The organism is Streptomyces sp. NPDC046876 (genome assembly GCF_040645035.1).
Lineage (GTDB): Bacteria > Actinomycetota > Actinomycetes > Streptomycetales > Streptomycetaceae > Streptomyces.
On record NZ_JBEYXK010000004.1, the window covers coordinates 133,055 to 150,503 of the forward strand.

At 69.5% G+C, this 17,449-nt stretch carries 16 protein-coding genes and 1 pseudogene; 8 read left to right on the forward strand and 9 right to left on the reverse strand.

Going from position 1 to position 17,449, the window contains the following annotated elements:
- Positions 1–34: 34 nt before the first annotated feature.
- A complete protein-coding gene (gene trxB, locus ABZ924_RS04300) occupies positions 35–997 on the forward strand; it encodes a thioredoxin-disulfide reductase (RefSeq protein ID WP_361903851.1) in 963 nt (320 codons plus the stop codon).
- Positions 998–1,048: 51 nt separating this feature from the next.
- The gene (gene trxA, locus ABZ924_RS04305; RefSeq protein WP_361903854.1) at positions 1,049–1,384 is read left to right on the forward strand and encodes a thioredoxin; all 336 of its coding nucleotides are present in this window, start codon (positions 1,049–1,051) and stop codon (positions 1,382–1,384) included.
- Between the two features lie 127 nt (positions 1,385–1,511).
- Here the strand turns inward: trxA and ABZ924_RS04310 are convergent, their stop codons facing one another.
- From ABZ924_RS04310 to rpmH, 9 genes and pseudogenes are all read right to left on the reverse strand, one after another.
- The gene (locus tag ABZ924_RS04310) at positions 1,512–2,129 is read right to left on the reverse strand and encodes a GNAT family N-acetyltransferase (RefSeq protein ID WP_361903856.1); all 618 of its coding nucleotides are present in this window, start codon (positions 2,127–2,129) and stop codon (positions 1,512–1,514) included.
- Positions 2,130–2,233: 104 nt separating this feature from the next.
- Complete coding sequence (locus ABZ924_RS04315) at positions 2,234–3,319, reverse strand: ParB/RepB/Spo0J family partition protein (protein WP_361903859.1); 1,086 nt, start codon at positions 3,317–3,319, stop codon at positions 2,234–2,236.
- Positions 3,316–4,404, reverse strand: a complete 1,089-nt coding sequence (locus ABZ924_RS04320) for a ParA family protein (protein WP_361903862.1) — start codon at positions 4,402–4,404, stop codon at positions 3,316–3,318. Before ABZ924_RS04320 ends, ABZ924_RS04315 begins: the two co-directional genes overlap by 4 nt.
- 290 nt (positions 4,405–4,694) lie before the next feature.
- A complete protein-coding gene (rsmG, locus tag ABZ924_RS04325) occupies positions 4,695–5,411 on the reverse strand; it encodes a 16S rRNA (guanine(527)-N(7))-methyltransferase RsmG (protein ID WP_361903865.1) in 717 nt (238 codons plus the stop codon).
- 113 nt (positions 5,412–5,524) lie between these two features.
- Entirely contained in the window at positions 5,525–6,037 is a 513-nt protein-coding gene (locus ABZ924_RS04330) for a R3H domain-containing nucleic acid-binding protein (RefSeq protein WP_361903868.1), read from the reverse strand.
- 15 nt (positions 6,038–6,052) lie between these two features.
- Entirely contained in the window at positions 6,053–7,159 is a 1,107-nt protein-coding gene (gene yidC, locus ABZ924_RS04335) for a membrane protein insertase YidC (protein ID WP_361903871.1), read from the reverse strand.
- Positions 7,160–7,189: 30 nt separating this feature from the next.
- Positions 7,190–7,444 (reverse strand): annotated as a pseudogene (yidD, locus tag ABZ924_RS04340) (membrane protein insertion efficiency factor YidD); the annotation flags it as partial.
- A complete protein-coding gene (gene rnpA / locus ABZ924_RS04345) occupies positions 7,441–7,815 on the reverse strand; it encodes a ribonuclease P protein component (RefSeq protein WP_361903874.1) in 375 nt (124 codons plus the stop codon). The gene rnpA and the pseudogene yidD, both read right to left, overlap by 4 nt.
- A 21-nt stretch (positions 7,816–7,836) precedes the next feature.
- Positions 7,837–7,974, reverse strand: coding sequence for a 50S ribosomal protein L34 (gene rpmH, locus ABZ924_RS04350; protein ID WP_018547628.1), 138 nt, complete (start codon positions 7,972–7,974; stop codon positions 7,837–7,839).
- A gap of 356 nt (positions 7,975–8,330) precedes the next feature.
- Here rpmH and dnaA point away from each other — a divergent pair, with 356 nt between their 5' ends.
- From dnaA to gyrB, 6 genes are all read left to right on the forward strand, one after another.
- A complete protein-coding gene (dnaA, locus tag ABZ924_RS04355) occupies positions 8,331–10,088 on the forward strand; it encodes a chromosomal replication initiator protein DnaA (RefSeq protein ID WP_361903877.1) in 1,758 nt (585 codons plus the stop codon).
- Between the two features lie 918 nt (positions 10,089–11,006).
- Complete coding sequence (gene dnaN / locus ABZ924_RS04360) at positions 11,007–12,137, forward strand: DNA polymerase III subunit beta (RefSeq protein ID WP_361903880.1); 1,131 nt, start codon at positions 11,007–11,009, stop codon at positions 12,135–12,137.
- A 264-nt stretch (positions 12,138–12,401) separates the two neighbouring features.
- Complete coding sequence (gene gnd, locus ABZ924_RS04365) at positions 12,402–13,277, forward strand: phosphogluconate dehydrogenase (NAD(+)-dependent, decarboxylating) (RefSeq protein WP_361903883.1); 876 nt, start codon at positions 12,402–12,404, stop codon at positions 13,275–13,277.
- Between the two features lie 80 nt (positions 13,278–13,357).
- Positions 13,358–14,494, forward strand: coding sequence for a DNA replication/repair protein RecF (gene recF, locus ABZ924_RS04370; RefSeq protein ID WP_361903887.1), 1,137 nt, complete (start codon positions 13,358–13,360; stop codon positions 14,492–14,494).
- Positions 14,495–14,616: 122 nt separating this feature from the next.
- Positions 14,617–15,096: a DUF721 domain-containing protein gene (locus tag ABZ924_RS04375; protein ID WP_361904055.1), complete on the forward strand. Its 480-nt coding sequence runs from the start codon at positions 14,617–14,619 to the stop codon at positions 15,094–15,096.
- Positions 15,097–15,397: 301 nt separating this feature from the next.
- Entirely contained in the window at positions 15,398–17,419 is a 2,022-nt protein-coding gene (gyrB, locus tag ABZ924_RS04380; protein ID WP_361904058.1) for a DNA topoisomerase (ATP-hydrolyzing) subunit B, read from the forward strand.
- Positions 17,420–17,449 lie beyond the last annotated feature (30 nt).

Sequence of the window (17,449 nt, forward strand, 5' to 3'; positions counted from 1 at the left end):
CAGCGCGCAGTCCACAGAGACGAGGAAGAAACCCGTGAGCGACGTACGTAACGTGATCATCATCGGCTCCGGGCCGGCCGGTTACACCGCCGCCCTCTACACCGCACGCGCTTCGCTCAAGCCGCTGGTCTTCGAAGGCGCCGTCACCGCCGGCGGTGCGCTGATGAACACCACCGAGGTCGAGAACTTCCCCGGGTTCCAGGACGGCATCATGGGCCCGGACCTCATGGACAACATGCGCGCCCAGGCCGAGCGCTTCGGCGCGGAGCTCGTTCCGGACGACATCGTCTCCGTGGACCTCACCGGTGAGATCAAGACCGTCACGGACACCGCCGGCACCGTGCACCGCGCCAAGGCCGTCATCGTCGCGACCGGCTCCCAGCACCGCAAGCTCGGCCTGCCCAACGAGGACCTCCTCTCCGGCCGCGGCGTCTCCTGGTGCGCCACCTGCGACGGGTTCTTCTTCAAGGACCAGGACATCGCCGTCGTCGGCGGCGGCGACACCGCAATCGAGGAAGCGACCTTCCTCTCCCGGTTCGCCAAGTCCGTCACCGTCGTCCACCGCCGCGACGCCCTGCGCGCCTCCAAGGCCATGCAGGACCGCGCCTTCGCCGACCCCAAGATCAAGTTCGCCTGGGACAGCGAGGTCGCCGAGATCCACGGCGACCAGAAGCTCTCCGGCCTCACCCTGCGCAACACCAAGACCGGTGAGACCTCCGAGCTCGCCGTGACCGGCCTCTTCATCGCCGTCGGCCACGACCCGCGCACCGAACTCTTCAAGGACCAGCTCGAGCTCGACGACGAGGGCTACCTCAAGGTCGAGGCCCCCTCCACGCGCACCAACGTCACCGGCGTGTTCGGCGCCGGCGACGTCGTGGACCACACGTACCGTCAGGCCATCACCGCCGCGGGCACCGGCTGCTCCGCCGCCCTCGACGCGGAGCGCTTCCTCGCCGCCCTCTCGGACGCCGAGAAGGCCGCCGCCGCAACCGTCTGACCCCGAACACCCCCCGCCCCAACACCCCGCAGGAAGAATCAGGAGGCCGCTGTGGCCGGCACCCTCAAGAACGTCACCGACGCCGACTTCGACGCCGAGGTCCTCAGGAGCGACAAGCCCGTCCTGGTGGACTTCTGGGCCGCATGGTGCGGTCCGTGCCGCCAGATCGCGCCGTCCCTGGAGGCCATCGCGGCCGAGTACGGCGACCAGATCGAGATCGTCAAGCTCAACATCGACGAGAACCCGGCCACGGCCGCCAAGTACGGCGTCATGTCGATCCCGACCCTGAACGTCTACCAGGGCGGCGAGGTCGCCAAGACCATCGTCGGTGCCAAGCCGAAGGCCGCCATCCTGCGCGACCTCGACGCCTTCATCAAGACCGCCTGACGGCACTGAAGGCCGCCTGACAGCGCACCCGCCGACGGCGACGCCGAGGTTTCACGTGAAACGGGGCCGCCCCCTCACAGGGGCGGCCCCGTTCGCGTATTCCGCACCGCTCCTCGACGGACGACTGTCACAGGGGGCGCAGTGCCGGCTCCTTGCGAGCCGCACCCAGCAGGCGGTCCAGCGCCAGTTCCACGTCTTCCTTCCAGGACAGCGTCGAGCGCAGCTCCAACCGCAGCCGCGGGTGCACGGGGTGCGGGCGCACCGTCTTGAAGCCCACCGAGAGCAGATGGTCCGCCGGCAGCAGACACGCCGGCCCCTCCCACCGGGCATCGCCGAACGCCTCGATCGCCCGGAAGCCCCGTCGCAGCAGGTCCTTGGCCACCGTCTGGACCATCACCCGGCCCAGCCCCTGGCCCTGATACCCCGGCATGATCCACGAAGTGATCAGCTGCACCGCATCCGGAGACACCGGGCTGGTCGGAAAGGCAGTGGACCGCGGGACATAGGCCGGCGGCGCATAGAGCACGAAGCCCACCGGAACGTCGTCCACATAGACCACGCGGCCGCACGAACCCCACTCCAGCAGGACGGCGGAGATCCACGCCTCCTTCTCGAGCTCCGAAGTCCCCGCCTTCACGGCGGCCTCACCGCTGACGGGATCGAGCTCCCAGAAGACGCAGGACCGGCAACGCCGAGGCAGGTCCTGGAGGTTGTCCAGTGTGAGAGGTACCAGCCGACGCCCCATGAGCGCATGGTATCCACAGCCCGAATCAGGAGAAACCGCAACAAGGCAAAGGGCGGACCGCGCCGGCACACACCGGCACGACCCGCCCCGCGGCGGCCCGGGACTCACTCCCCGGACAGGCCCTGCTCCAGCACCCGGCCCTCGCCCGGCGCCATCGTCGTCAGGATCCGCTCCAGATCCTCCATCGAGGCGAACTCAACGGTGATCTTGCCCTTCTTCTGACCCAGGTCCACCTTCACCCGGGTCTCGAACCGGTCCGACAGCCGCGTCGCCAGCTCGCTCAGCGCCGGGGACACCCGGGCACCCGCCCGCGGCCCCTTGGGCTTCACCGTGCTCGCCGGCTCCGAGCCCATCAGCGACACGATCTCCTCGACCGCACGGACCGAGAGGCCCTCGGCCACGATGCGGGCCGCCAGCTGGTCCTGCGCCTCGTGGTCCTGCACACCCACCAGCGCACGGGCGTGCCCCGCCAGGAGGACGCCCGCAGCCACCCGCCGCTGCACCGGCGGCGACAGCTTCAGCAGCCGCAGGGTGTTGGTCACCTGGGGACGGGAACGGCCGATCCGGTCGGCCAGCTCGTCGTGGGTGCAGTTGAAGTCCTGCAGCAGCTGGTCGTAGGCCGCAGCCTCCTCCAGCGGGTTCAGCTGAGCCCGGTGAAGGTTCTCCAACAGGGCGTCCAGCAGCAGCTTCTCGTCGTCCGTCGCCCGGATGATCGCCGGGATGCGCTCCAGTCCCGCCTCACGGCACGCCCGCCACCGGCGCTCGCCCATGACCAGCTCGTAGCGGTCCGGACCCGCCTGCCGCACCACCACCGGCTGGAGCAGGCCCACCTCCTGGATGGAGGTCACCAGCTCCGCCAGCGCGTCCGCGTCGAACACGTCGCGGGGCTGCCGCGGGTTCGGCGTGATCGCGTCCATCGGCAGCTCGGCGAAGGTCGCGCCCGCCACTTCGTTGGCCGCGGGCTCCACTGCCTCCGGCGCGTCAATCACATCGACCGATGTTTCACGTGAAACATCGGCCTGCGCGAGCGAAGCCAGCTTCGCCGCGGCGACTCCGCGCTCCGAGGGCAGCACCGGCACTGCGGCCGGAGACGTCGAGCCCGTACCGATCACCGACGGCGTCTTCTCCTGGGGAGCGGCGGGGATCAGCGCGCCGAGCCCCCGCCCCAGACCCCTACGTCGCTCACTCACTGGATGCCCTCCGCCATGCTCTGCGTGCTGTTCATGCCCGCGCCCATATGGGCGTTCCGGGCGTCGTACTGGATTCCGGCCCCGCGGAACGCGATCTCCCGCGCCGCCTCCATGTAGGAGAGGGAACCACTGGACCCCGGATCGTAGGTGAGCACCGTCTGCCCGTAGCTGGGGGCCTCGGAGATGCGCACCGACCGCGGGATGCTCGTGCGCAGCACCTCGTTGCCGAAGTGGGAACGCACCTCGTCCGCCACCTGGGACGCGAGCCGGGTCCTGCCGTCGTACATCGTCAGCAGGATCGTGGAGACGTGCAGCGTCGGGTTCAGGTGGGCCCGAACCAGGTCGACGTTGCGCAAGAGCTGTCCCAGGCCCTCCAGCGCGTAGTACTCGCACTGGATCGGGATCAGCACCTCGGCGCCGGCCACCAGGGCGTTCACCGTCAGGAGTCCCAGCGAGGGCGGGCAGTCGATCAGGATGTAGTCGAGCGGCTGCTCGTACGCCTGGATGGCCCGCTGGAGGCGGCTCTCACGGGCGACCAGCGAGACCAGCTCGATCTCCGCGCCCGCCAGGTCGATCGTGGCCGGGGCACAGAAGAGCCCTTCCACGTCCACCACCGGCTGGACGACCTCGAGCAGCGGGCGGCTGTCCACCAGCACGTCGTAGATCGACGGCACGTCCGCGTGGTGGTCGATACCGAGGGCCGTGGAGGCATTGCCCTGCGGGTCCAGGTCGATCACCAGGACGCGGGCACCGTGCAGCGCCAGCGAGGCCGCCAGATTCACCGTCGTGGTGGTCTTGCCGACCCCGCCCTTCTGGTTGGCGACCACGATCACCCGGCGCTGGTGCGGACGGGGCAGCCCCTCGCCGGCACGGCTCAGCGCCTCGACCGCAAAGGGGGCGACTCCGCCGCTGGGCGTGTCGTTGTCGGCAAGGGGCACAGACGATGTTTCACGTGAAACATCGCCGCCCGCCGATTCAGAGCGGGGACCGGGGACCGGATCGGCCATCGGCCCCGCGAGGTTGGCGTCGGACCGCACGGTGTCACTCTCCTCGACATCAGGCTCGCGATGAACAGAGCCTGCCATGCCCCCGGGGTCGCGAACCAGCGGGGCCCGTACTCCTGTGGATGAATCCACCGTTGTGGACAACTCCGCCCCCCCTTCTCCCGTACCGGAGCGGGGAGCCGCGGCTGCACGGCCGCGGCTGATGATTCCGTGCAGCAGGTAGCGATGTTTCACGTGAAACACGATGCCGGGACCGCGACTGCAGGCCTCTACGACACTCCGAAATCCATACCTATAGGGCCCAACACGCGCGAAAAGGGCCCGGTGGAACCCTCTGGTTCCCCCGGGCCGCTCCTCACACCAACCGGACCTCAACGGTGCCGACGGGTCCGCCCCACGCGCGCAGCCTTGGCCCGCTTGGCGGCGAACCTCACACCGCCGGGGCTCTCCCCGACCTCGACCCTGACCACCGTCGACATCGGGTCCACGACCCCTTCGCCCACCTGGAGCACCGAGGTCTTCACCACACCCAGCTTCGCCAGAGCAGCCTTCGCCGCCACCAGCTCCTCCTCGGCGGTGTCGCCCTTGAGAGCCAGCATCTCGCCGTACGGGCGCAGCAGCGGCACGCCCCAGCCCGCGAGCCGGTCCAGCGGGGCCACCGCGCGCGCCGTCACCACGTGCACCGGCTGCACCTTGCCGAGAACCTCCTCGGCCCGCCCGCGCACCACCGTGACGTGGTCCAGGCCCAGCAGCTCCACGGCCTCCTGGAGGAAGGTCGTCCGCCGCAGCAGCGGCTCCAGCAGCGTGATCTTCAGATCCCGCCGCACCAGGGCCAGCGGGATACCGGGCAGGCCGGCGCCGGAGCCCACGTCGCAGACCGTGACGCCCTCGGGCACCACCTCCGAGAGCACGGCGCAGTTCAGCAGGTGCCGCTCCCACAGCCGCGGGACCTCACGCGGACCGATCAGGCCGCGCTTGACGCCCGCGTCCGCCAGCAGCTCCGCGTACCGCACGGCTTCCGGGAAAAACTCGCCGAACACCGCGCGTGCCTGTTCGGGCGCCGGGGGAAGCTCCGCTGCCTCCGTCACGGGGACCGTCCTTCCGTATTGCGTACCGCGCTTGCGTACCACGGCACTGCCAGGCTGACAAACTTCGGCCCCGCCTGCGACACAGACGGGGCCGAACCATCGGATGTAACGGGTCAGGCAGGGAGCACGACGACGAAGCGCTGCGGCTCCTCGCCCTCCGACTCGCTGCGCAGACCGGCGGCCGCCACGGCGTCGTGGACGACCTTGCGCTCGAACGGGGTCATGGGGGCCAGCTTCAGCGGCTCGCCGGACGCCTTCACGTCCTCCGCGGCCTTGGCGCCCAGCGCCGCCAGCTCCTCGCGCTTCTTCGCCCGGAACCCGGCGATGTCCAGCATCAGCCGGCTGCGGTCCCCGGTCTCACGGTGCACGGCGAGGCGGGTGAGCTCCTGGAGCGCCTCCAGGACCTCGCCGTCGCGGCCCACGAGCTTCTGCAGGTCACGGCTGCCCGAGTCGCTGACGATCGACACCGAGGCACGGTCGGCCTCCACGTCCATGTCGATGTCACCGTCCAGGTCGGCGATGTCCAGCAGACCCTCGAGGTAGTCGGCCGCGATCTCACCCTCCTGCTCGAGGCGGGTCAGGGTGTCGCCACTCTCAGCGGCGGCCGTGGTGGTGCCTTCCGTCACGGGAGGGACTCCTTCTTACTTCTTGGAAGAGGGCTTGGAGGGCGGCGTCTGACGCTGTGCCTTCGTCTGGCGCTTGGGCTGCTGGCGCTTGGGGGCACCGCCGCTCGCCGCGTCGGAGTCCGCCGTGGCCTCGGCACTCTTGATCACGGAACCGTCCGCCTGGGCGGCCAGGCCCTGCTTCGTCAGAGCAGTGATGAACTTGCGCTCGTTGTCGTTGCGGTCCGGGCCCTTGGCCACGATCGTCGCGACGATCTTCTTCCGGCGCCGGCCCTTCACGTCACCGTGGGAGCCGATGTGCTTCAGCAGACGCGTCAGGTACTGGTCCTGCGCCTTGCTGCCCGGCGTCGGGTTCTGGTTGATCACGTACATCTGCTGGCCCATGGTCCACACGTTCGTGGTCAGCCAGTAGACGAGGACACCGACGGGGAAGTTGATGCCCATGAAGGCGAAGATCAGCGGGAAGATGTACATGAGCATCTTCTGCTGCTGCATGAACGGCGTCTTGACCGACAGGTCGACGTTCTTCTGCATCAGCTGGCGCTGCGTGTAGAACTGCGACAGCGACATCATGATGATCATCACCGCGGTGACGATCCGGACGTCCATGAGGCTGGCGCCGAGCGCGGCGACCTTCTCCTCGCTGTCCATGAACTTCGCAGCCAGCGGAGCACCGAAGATGTGCGCCTGACGGGCGCTCTCCAGCAGCTGCTGGTTGATGACGCCGATCGTCTTGCCGTTGGCGATGGCCGACAGCACGCTGTACAGCGCGAAGAAGAACGGGGACTGCGCCAGGATCGGAAGGCACGAGGAGAGCGGGTTGGTACCCGTCTCCTTGTACAGCTTCATCATCTCTTCGGACTGGCGCTGCTTGTCGTTCTTGTAGCGCTCCTGGATCGCCTTCATCTTCGGCTGGAGCGCCTGCATACCGCGCGTTGCCTTGATCTGCTTCACGAAGAGCGGGATGAGGCAGATACGGATCAAGATCACCAGGGACACGATGGACAGGCCCCAGGCCCATCCGCTGTCCGGGCCGAAGATCGCACCGTACAGCGTGTGGAACTGGACGATGATCCACGAGACGGGCGTGGTGATAAAGCTGAACAGACTGGCAATCGTGTCCACTAATCAGGCTCCTTGAGCATTGCGAGGTCTACGCAACGCACTGCGCAGCTGCTCGTGCCAACGCGGGCGTTTACGAGGTGGGACATGGTCGACACCACCCGCGGACCACGGGTTGCACCGCAGGATCCGCCAGGCGGTCAGGACCGTCCCCTTCACCGCACCATGCCGGTCGATGGCCGTGTACCCGTAGTGCGAGCACGAGGGGTAGTAGCGGCACACCGGCCCGAGCAGCGGACTGATCGTCCACTGGTACAGCTTGATCAAAGCGAGCAGCGGGTACTTCATCGAGCTGCGCCTCCCAGGAGCCGCAGCAGAGCGGCATCCAGGTCCCGGGCCAGATCGTCGAGGCCGGCATCACCCGATCCGGGCAATGCCCGCACCACCACCAGGCTACCGGCGGGCAGCCGGGACAGCCGCTCCCGCACCAGATGGCGCAGGCGGCGCTTGACCCGGTTGCGGACCACGGCGCCGCCCACGGCCTTGCTGACGACGAAACCCGCACGCGTCGGGGGATCTGTCTCCCCCGACCCGTGCGGGTCCGTTGCACCGCTTGTACGTAGGTGGACGACGAGGAGCGGGCGACCGGCCCGGCGGCCTCGGCGTACCGCGCTCGCGAAGTCCTCGCGCCGCCTCAGCCGATTTTCGGGAGACAGCACGACGTCACGATCCGCGTGTGATTACGCGGAGAGGGCGGCGCGGCCCTTGCTGCGACGGTTCGCGAGGATCGCGCGACCGGCACGGGTACGCATCCGCAGGCGGAAGCCGTGGGTCTTGGCGCGACGACGGTTGTTCGGCTGGAAGGTGCGCTTGCTCACTCGGGGGCTCCAGAAAATGAATCGTTGTGGCGGTACATCGCCTGGCTGTCACCGTGCGCCCACGAGGAACTCGCGTGTTCGCCCGAGTGGACACCGCTAAATGATCACAATCAGTGATCTTCGCCCATCGGTAGGCAGGCGGCAGCAGCCATCGACAACTCGACCTCGTTACGGTACGCGCGGCTACGCCATCCGGTCAAACCGAGCCGACACCACCCCGCACTGTGCACAGGCTGTGGACAACGACTTGAACCGCACCCGTCGCCCTGACTACCGTTGCCTGATCCCGGATTCTTTTGTCCCGACCGTCCCGAAGAACCACACCTTCGTGGGACCCCTGTGAGAGAGCGTGCCCTGTGGCTGACGTACCTGCCGATCTTGCCGCAGTGTGGCCAAGGGTGCTCGAAAAGCTCCTCGGGGAGGGACAGCAGGCCATCGAGCCCAAGGACCGGCAGTGGGTCGAGCGCTGCCAGCCCCTGGCCCTCGTCGCCGACACCGCGCTGCTCGCCGTCCCCAATGAATACGGCAAGCGCGTCCTCGAAGGCCGCCTCGCGCCCCTGATCAGCGATGCCCTCAGCCGCGAGTGCGGCCGCCCCATCCGCATCGCGATCACCGTCGACGACTCCGCCGGCGAGCCCGCGCCCCTGGCCGCGCCCGCCCCGCAGCGCCCCGAGTCCTACGAGCCCTACGGCGGCCAGCGCCCCGGCGGCCACACGGGGCCCGGCCCCGCCGACGACCAGCTGCCCACCGCCCGCCCCGCCTACCCGGACTACCAGCAGCCGCGCCCCGAGCCCGGCGCCTGGCCCCGCGGCGGGCAGCAGGACGACTACGGCTGGCAGCAGCCGCGCCTCGGCGGCTTCCCCGAGCGCGACCCGTACGCCTCCCCGCAGCCGGGCTACCTCCAGCAGCCCGAGCCGGGCGGCTACGACAAGGGCTCCTACGACCAGCAGTCGTACGAATCGCAGTACGACCAGTCCTACGACCAGCCTTACGAGCAGTCGCCCGCCACGCGCCCGGCGCCCGGCCGGCCCGCGCCGCCGCCGGCCCCGTCCGGCGGCTCCACCTCGGGCCCGCTGGAGCCGACCGCCCGGCTGAACCCCAAGTACCTCTTCGACACCTTCGTCATCGGCGCCTCCAACCGCTTCGCGCACGCGGCCGCGGTGGCCGTCGCCGAGGCGCCGGCGAAGGCGTACAACCCCCTCTTCATCTACGGGGAGTCCGGGCTCGGCAAGACACACCTGCTGCACGCCATCGGGCACTACGCACGGAGCCTCTACCCGGGCACCCGCGTCCGCTACGTGAGCTCCGAGGAGTTCACGAACGAGTTCATCAACTCCATCCGCGACGGCAAGGGCGACGCGTTCCGCAAGCGCTACCGCGAGATGGACATCCTGCTGGTCGACGACATCCAGTTCCTCGCGAGCAAGGAGTCGACGCAGGAGGAGTTCTTCCACACCTTCAACACGCTCCACAACGCCAACAAGCAGATCGTGCTCTCCTCCGACCGGCCGCCCAAGCAGCTGGTCACCCTGGAGGACCGCCTCCGCAACCGCTTCGAGTGGGGCCTGATCACCGACGTCCAGCCGCCCGAGCTGGAGACCCGCATCGCGATCCTGCGCAAGAAGGCCGTCCAGGAGCAGCTCAACGCCCCGCCGGAGGTCCTGGAGTTCATCGCCTCCCGCATCTCGCGCAACATCCGCGAGCTGGAGGGGGCGCTGATCCGGGTCACGGCGTTCGCGAGCCTGAACCGCCAGCCGGTCGACCTCGGGCTGACCGAGGACGTCCTGAAGAACCTGATCCCCGGCGGCGAGGACTCGGCGCCCGAGATCACGGCCTCGGACATCATGGCGGCCACCGCCGACTACTTCGGCCTCACCGTGGACGACCTGTGCGGCTCCTCGCGCAGCCGCGTGCTGGTCACCGCCCGCCAGATCGCCATGTACCTGTGCCGGGAGCTCACCGACCTGTCGCTGCCCAAGATCGGGGCGCAGTTCGGCGGCCGGGACCACACCACCGTCATGCACGCGGACCGCAAGATCCGGGCCCTGATGGCGGAGCGCCGCTCCATCTACAACCAGGTCACCGAGCTCACCAACCGCATCAAGAACGGCTGAGCCGAGGCCCTTTCCGGGCCCCTTCCGACGGCTCCTCCGCCCTGTCTCCGCCCCTTCTCCGTCCCTCCACACCTCTTTTCAGGGCGCTCCCGGGTCACTCCGGGGGCGCCCTTCTTCGTGCGCGCGCCCTCGGTCTGTTCGAATACGCCCCCTGTGGAGCAACTTGTCCACAGATTGCGGGACTTTCTGCGGTCCACAGGCTGGGGACGGGTTCCGTCGCCCACAATCTGTCCACAGGGCAGCCTGTTGATGCGCCATCAGGGCAGGTCAGTAGCCTGTGGAATTGTGCGCAGGCGCTGTCCACAGGCTGTGGACAGAAGATCCGTCCACAGGTTCGTCCACGGCGTTGTCCACCGTCGACCCACAGGTTGCCCCATCCTGTGCACAGGATCCGACGACTTACCCACACCGCTGTCCACTGTTCGGCAACAGCAGCCCCCTGCTCACCGCCCGGAGTGAAAGCCGTCACACAGAAGTCGACGTTTGGGCTGTGGAGTACTTGGGGAAAGCTGGGGACACACCTGTGGAGTAGTCCGGGTCACCTGGGGATGGCCTGTGCAGAAGTTTTCGTTCTCCACAGCACCCCCCTGTTGTCCACCGGTGCCACCCACAGGGTGTGGGGATAAAAAACAGTTGCTGACCTGCGCAAACCGCGTTATCCACGGTTTCCACAGGCCCTACTACTACCCCCATGGACAGTTAGCCCGGATTCGGTTTTCAAGCGGGTGCTGTGCACAACGTGGTCGAGAGGCCGCCCCGACACCTCGCTCCCGATTTGACGGTCGGCAGCACCAGCTGTCGGCGCCGTACGTCAGACTGGTTCCCGGCATCGAGGCTCCGAGCCGTCCAGGCACCGAGGCAGCGAGAGCCGACGACGAAGGCCGGCAGGCGAGCGAGCAACAGCAGGAGGCGGTTCCGGTGAAGATCCGGGTGGAGCGCGACGTACTCGCGGAGGCGGTGGCCTGGGCTGCCCGCAGCCTCCCGGCCCGGCCGCCGGTGCCCGTCCTCGCGGGCCTGCTGCTGAAGGCCGAGGAGGGCACGCTGTCCCTCTCCGGCTTCGACTACGAGGTCTCGGCCCGCGTCTCCGTCGAGGCGGACGTGGAGGAGGACGGCACCGTCCTCGTCTCCGGCCGGCTCCTCGCCGACATCTGCCGCGCCCTCCCCAATCGGCCGGTGGAGATTTCCACAGACGGTGTACGGGCGACCGTGGTCTGCGGCTCCTCCCGATTCACACTCCACACCCTGCCTGTGGAGGAGTACCCGGCGCTGCCGCAGATGCCGACCGCGACGGGCACCGTGCCCGGCGAGGTGTTCGCCTCCGCCGCCGCCCAGGTCGCCATCGCCGCCGGCCGCGACGACACGCTGCCCGTCCTGACCGGTGTCCGCATCGAGATCGAGGGCGACCGCGTCACCCTGGCCTCCACCGACCGCTACCGCTTCGCGGTCCGCGAGTTCCTGTGGAAGCCGGAGAACCCGGACGCCTCCGCCGTGGCCCTGGTGCCCGCCAAGACGCTCCTCGACACCGCCAAGTCCCTGACCAGCGGTGACACCGTCACCCTGGCGCTGTCCGGCTCCGGCGCGGGCGAGGGCCTCATCGGCTTCGAGGGCGCCGGCCGCCGCACCACCACCCGCCTGCTCGAGGGTGACCTGCCGAAGTACCGCACCCTCTTCCCGACGGAGTTCAACTCCATCGCGGTGATCGAGACCGCCCCGTTCGTCGAGGCCGTCAAGCGCGTGGCCCTGGTCGCCGAGCGCAACACCCCGGTCCGCCTCAGCTTCGAGACGGGCGTGCTGACCCTCGAGGCCGGCTCCTCCGACGATGCACAGGCTGTGGAGCGCGTCGACGCCCAGCTCGAGGGCGACGACATCTCGATCGCCTTCAACCCGACGTTCCTGCTCGACGGCCTGAGCGCGATCGACTCCCCGGTCGCCCAGCTGAGCTTCACCACCTCCACCAAGCCGGCGCTGCTCAGCGGGCGCCCGGCCGTCGACGCCGAGGCGGACGAGGCCTACAAGTACCTGATCATGCCGGTGCGCCTGTCCGGCTGACGCCCGCGCACGTCGGGCCCGGTCGCGCAGCCCGCGGGACCGGGCCCGACGGCGTTCGCGCCCCCCGCGCCCCCGCGGCTCAGGCCCCCGTACCGCCCGTGTGGCCCGTAGAGGCGCGCCCAGAGCCCGTACAGCGCCCGTACGGCCGTGCCCGGTGCCGCCCGTGGCGCCGGGCGGCACCGCCCGGCGTAGGCTCGGAGCCGGGTGTCCCCGGCAGTCGGGGGAGCCCGGCACACACGGCCACAACGCGTAAGGAACCACCTGATGGAGCTCGGTCTCGTCGGTCTCGGCAAGATGGGCGGCAACATGCGCGAGCGCATCCGCCGCGCAGGCCACACCGTCATCGGATACGACCGCAACCCGGATCTCGCCGATGTCCACAGCCTTTCGGAGCTTGTGGACGGCCTGCAGGCCCCCCGCGTGGTGTGGGTGATGGTCCCGGCCGGTGCCGCGACCCAGTCCACCATCGACGAGCTCGGCGACCTGCTCTCGCCCGGCGACATCGTCGTGGACGGCGGCAACTCGCGCTGGACCGACGACGAGAAGCACGCCGAGGAGCTCGCCGCCAAGGGCATCGGCTTCGTCGACTGCGGCGTCTCCGGCGGCGTGTGGGGCCTGGAGAACGGCTACGCGCTCATGTACGGCGGCGAGAAGGAGCACGTCGCCGCGGTCCAGCCGATCTTCGACGCCCTCAAGCCGGAAGGCGCGTTCGGCTCCGTGCACGCCGGCAAGGTCGGCGCGGGCCACTTCGCGAAGATGGTCCACAACGGCATCGAGTACGCCATGATGCAGGCCTACGCCGAGGGCTGGGAGCTGCTGGAGAAGGTGGACTCGGTCACCGACGTCCGCGAGGTGTTCCGGTCCTGGCAGGAGGGCACGGTCATCCGCTCCTGGCTGCTCGACCTCGCCGTCAACGCGCTGGACGAGGACGAGCACCTGGAGCAGCTGCGCGGCTTCGCGCAGGACTCGGGCGAGGGCCGGTGGACGGTGGAGGCCGCGATCGACAACGCCGTGCCGCTGCCCGCGATCACGGCCTCGCTGTTCGCGCGGTTCGCCTCGCGGCAGGACGACTCCCCGCAGATGAAGATGATCGCCGCGCTGCGCAACCAGTTCGGCGGCCACGCGGTCGAGAAGAAGTAGCCCGCCCGCCGCACGGCAGCAGCACAGCACCACAGCACCACAGAACAGCAGAGCAGGAAGCCGGGGGAGGTCGGCGCCGTATGCATGTCTCGCATCTCTCGTTGGCCGACTTCCGCTCGTACGCCCGGGCCGAGGTTCCCCTCGACCCGGGCGTCACGGCTTTCGTGGGCCCCAACGGCCAGGGCAAGACGAACCTGGTCGAGGCGATCGGCTACCTGGCGACGCTGGGCAGCCACCGGGTCTCCTCGGACGCCCCGCTCGTGCGCATGGGCGCGGAGCGGGCGGTGATCCGGGCGGCGGTCCGGCAGGGGGAGCGCCAGCAGCTGGTGGAGCTGGAGCTCAACCCGGGGCGGGCGAACCGGGCGCGCATCAACCGGTCCTCGCAGGTCAGGCCGCGGGACGTGCTGGGGATCGTACGGACGGTGCTCTTCGCGCCGGAGGACCTGGCCCTGGTCAAGGGGGACCCCGGCGAGCGCCGGCGCTTCCTGGACGAGCTGGTCACGGCGCGCTCGCCGCGGATGGCCGGTGTGCGCTCGGACTACGAGCGCGTGCTCAAGCAGCGCAACACGCTGCTGAAGTCCGCGGCGATGGCCCGCAGGCACGGCGGCCGCTCGATGGACCTGTCGACGCTGGACGTGTGGGACCAGCACCTGGCGCGGGCGGGCGCGGAGCTGCTGGCGCAGCGGCTGGACCTGATCGCGACGCTGCTGCCGCTGGCGGACAAGGCGTACGAGCAGCTCGCCCCCGGCGGCGGGCCGCTGGGGCTGGCGTACCGTTCCTCCGCGGGCGAGGCGGTGGACAGCGGGGCGGCGCGGTCCCGGGAGACGCTGTACGAGGCGCTGCTGCAGGCGCTCACGGAGGTCCGCAAGCAGGAGATCGAGCGGGGCGTGACCCTGGTGGGCCCGCACCGGGACGAGATGCTGCTGCGGCTGGGGGAGCTGCCGGCGAAGGGGTACGCGAGCCACGGGGAGTCGTGGTCGTACGCGCTGGCGCTGCGGCTGGCCTCGTACGAGCTGCTCCGCGCGGAGGGGACCGAGCCGGTGCTGATCCTCGACGACGTGTTCGCGGAGCTGGACGCCCGGCGCCGGGAGCGGCTGGCCGAGCTGGTGGCGCCGGGGGAGCAGGTGCTGGTGACGGCGGCGGTGGACGACGACGTTCCGGACGTTTTGGTGGGGGCGCGGTTCGGGGTGTCCGGCGGTGAGGTGACCCGGCTGTGAGTACGGACAGGCAGCCCGACCGGCACGACCGGGCCGACCGGCACGACGGGCGGGAGACGAGACAGACCCGGGATCAGTCGCGGGAGCCGCAGCCGAACCGGAAGGCGCCCGAGCCCTCCGGCGTGGACCTGGCGCGGCAGGCGCTGGCGGCCGCCCGCGAGGCGGCGCGGGCCCGCGGCAACGCCGCCGCCGGGAAGAAGGGGCGGCCGCAGCAGGGGCTGCGCTCGGGCGCCCGCGCGGACGGCCGGGACCCGATGCCGCTGATGGCGGCGCTGGACCGGCTGCGCACGGAGCGCGGCTGGGAGATGCCGATGGCGGTGGCCGGCGTGATGGAGCGCTGGCCTGAGATCGTCGGGCCGGAGATCGCCGCGCACTGCGAACCGGAACGCTACGAGGACCGTGAACTGGTCGTGCGGTGCGATTCCTCGGCGTGGGCGGCGCAGCTGAAGCTGTTGGCGCCGCAGCTGGTCGCGCGGCTCAACGCCGACCTGGGCCAGGGGACGGTCCGGCTGATCAAGGTGCAGGGTCCGGGCGGGCGGCCGAAGCGGTACGGACCCTTGCGGGCACCGGGCAGCACGGGCCCCGGGGACACCTACGGATAGGCGGCCGCAGCGGCGGCGCGGGTGGCGTCCCTCACGGTAGCCGGAGGTTGACAGGCCGAAGCGCTGGGTGCCCGTGTGAGCCTCTTTGAGCCCCGGTCTGAATATGGGGAGTCGCGAGAGGGAGGTTCAGGGCGGCACATGCGGATCCAGGTACCGGCAAACCCCCATTGATGTCAGCGCTACCGGTAGACTTAGTGCTAAGTCCCGCCCGCTTGCGGGATCCGCCGAGCAACACCGACAACGCAGATCGACGCAGCCGTTCCCGCCGGCCCACTCGCGCCGCCTGGGAGTCCGGTCTGCGCTGTGCCAGAAAGGGCGCTTCGTGGCCGATTCCGGCGACTCCAACGAGAACAACTACGACGCTAGTGCGATCCAGGTCCTGGAGGGCTTGGAGGCGGTCCGCAAGCGGCCCGGCATGTACATCGGCTCCACGGGTGAGCGCGGCCTGCACCACCTGGTGTACGAGGTCGTCGACAACGCCGTGGACGAGGCGCTGGCCGGTCACGCGGACACGATCGACGTCACGATCCTGGCCGACGGCGGCGTGCGCGTGATCGACAACGGGCGCGGCATCCCGGTCGGCATCATCCCCGCGCAGGGCAAGCCGGCCGTCGAGGTCGTGCTGACGGTGCTGCACGCGGGCGGCAAGTTCGGCGGCGGCGGCTACGCCGTCTCCGGCGGTCTGCACGGCGTGGGCGTCTCCGTCGTCAACGCCCTGTCCAGCAAGGTCTCGGTCGAGATCAAGACGGACGGCTACCGCTGGACCCAGGACTACAAGATGGGCGAGCCCACCGCGGCCCTCGCCCGCCACGAGGAGACCGACGAGCACGGCACCTCGGTGACGTTCTGGGCCGACGGGGACATCTTCGAGACCACCGAGTACTCCTTCGAGACGCTCTCCCGCCGCTTCCAGGAGATGGCCTTCCTCAACAAGGGCCTGACGCTGAAGCTGACGGACGAGCGCGAGTCCGCCAAGGCCACGGTCGGCGCCGACTCCCCGGAGGAGGCCGAGCAGCCCGACAAGGTGCGCAGCGTCACGTACTACTACGAGGGCGGCATCGTCGACTTCGTGAAGTACCTGAACTCGCGCAAGGGCGATCTGGTCCACCCGACGGTCATCGACATCGCGGCCGACGACAAGGAGCGGATGCTCTCGGTCGAGATCGCGATGCAGTGGAACACCGGGTACACCGAGGGCGTCTACTCCTTCGCCAACATCATCCACACCCACGAGGGCGGCACCCACGAGGAGGGCTTCCGCGCCGCGCTGACCTCGCTGGTCAACAAGTACGCGCGCGACAAGAAGATCCTGCGCGAGAAGGACGACAACCTCACGGGCGAGGACATCCGCGAGGGTCTGACGGCGATCATCTCGGTCAAGCTCAGCGAGCCGCAGTTCGAGGGCCAGACCAAGACCAAGCTGGGCAACACGGAGGCGAAGACCTTCGTCCAGAAGGCGGTCTACGAGCACTTCGCCGACTGGCTGGACCGCAACCCGAACGAGGCCGCGGACATCGTCCGCAAGTCCGTCCAGGCCGCCACGGCCCGTGTCGCCGCCCGCAAGGCCCGCGACCTGACGCGCCGCAAGGGCCTGCTGGAGAGCGCCTCGCTGCCCGGCAAGCTGTCGGACTGCCAGTCGAACGACCCGACGAAGTGCGAGATCTTCATCGTCGAGGGCGACTCCGCCGGCGGCTCCGCCAAGTCCGGCCGCAACCCGATGTACCAGGCCATCCTGCCGATCCGCGGCAAGATCCTGAACGTCGAGAAGGCCCGGATCGACAAGATCCTGCAGAACACCGAGATCCAGGCGCTGATCTCCGCCTTCGGCACCGGTGTGCACGAGGACTTCGACATCGAGAAGCTCCGGTACCACAAGATCATCCTGATGGCCGACGCCGACGTCGACGGCCAGCACATCAACACCCTGCTGCTGACCTTCCTGTTCCGCTTCATGCGCCCGCTGGTCGAGGCCGGTCACGTGTACCTGTCCCGCCCGCCGCTCTACAAGATCAAGTGGGGCCGTGACGACTTCGAGTACGCGTACTCGGACCGCGAGCGCGACGCCCTGGTGGAGCTCGGCAAGCAGAACGGCAAGCGGATCAGGGAAGACTCGATCCAGCGCTTCAAGGGTCTCGGCGAGATGAACGCCGAGGAGCTGCGCGTCACCACGATGGACGTGGACCACCGCGTCCTCGGCCAGGTCACGCTCGACGACGCGGCCCAGGCCGACGACCTGTTCTCGGTGCTGATGGGTGAGGACGTCGAGGCCCGGCGCTCCTTCATCCAGCGCAACGCCAAGGACGTCCGCTTCCTCGACATCTGAGTCGGTCCGTTCGCTGACCGCCTGAAAGGA

What these genes read in the sequence shown, in the direction of transcription:
- recF (WP_361903887.1), top strand. Translation starts at nt 13,358, where the DNA reads ATGCATGTCTCGCATCTCTCGTTGGCCGACTTCCGCTCGTACGCCCGG.
- ABZ924_RS04310 (WP_361903856.1), bottom strand. Translation starts at nt 2,129, where the DNA reads ATGGGGCGTCGGCTGGTACCTCTCACACTGGACAACCTCCAGGACCTG.
- ABZ924_RS04320 (WP_361903862.1), bottom strand. Translation starts at nt 4,404, where the DNA reads ATGGCAGGCTCTGTTCATCGCGAGCCTGATGTCGAGGAGAGTGACACC.
- gnd (WP_361903883.1), top strand. Translation starts at nt 12,402, where the DNA reads ATGGAGCTCGGTCTCGTCGGTCTCGGCAAGATGGGCGGCAACATGCGC.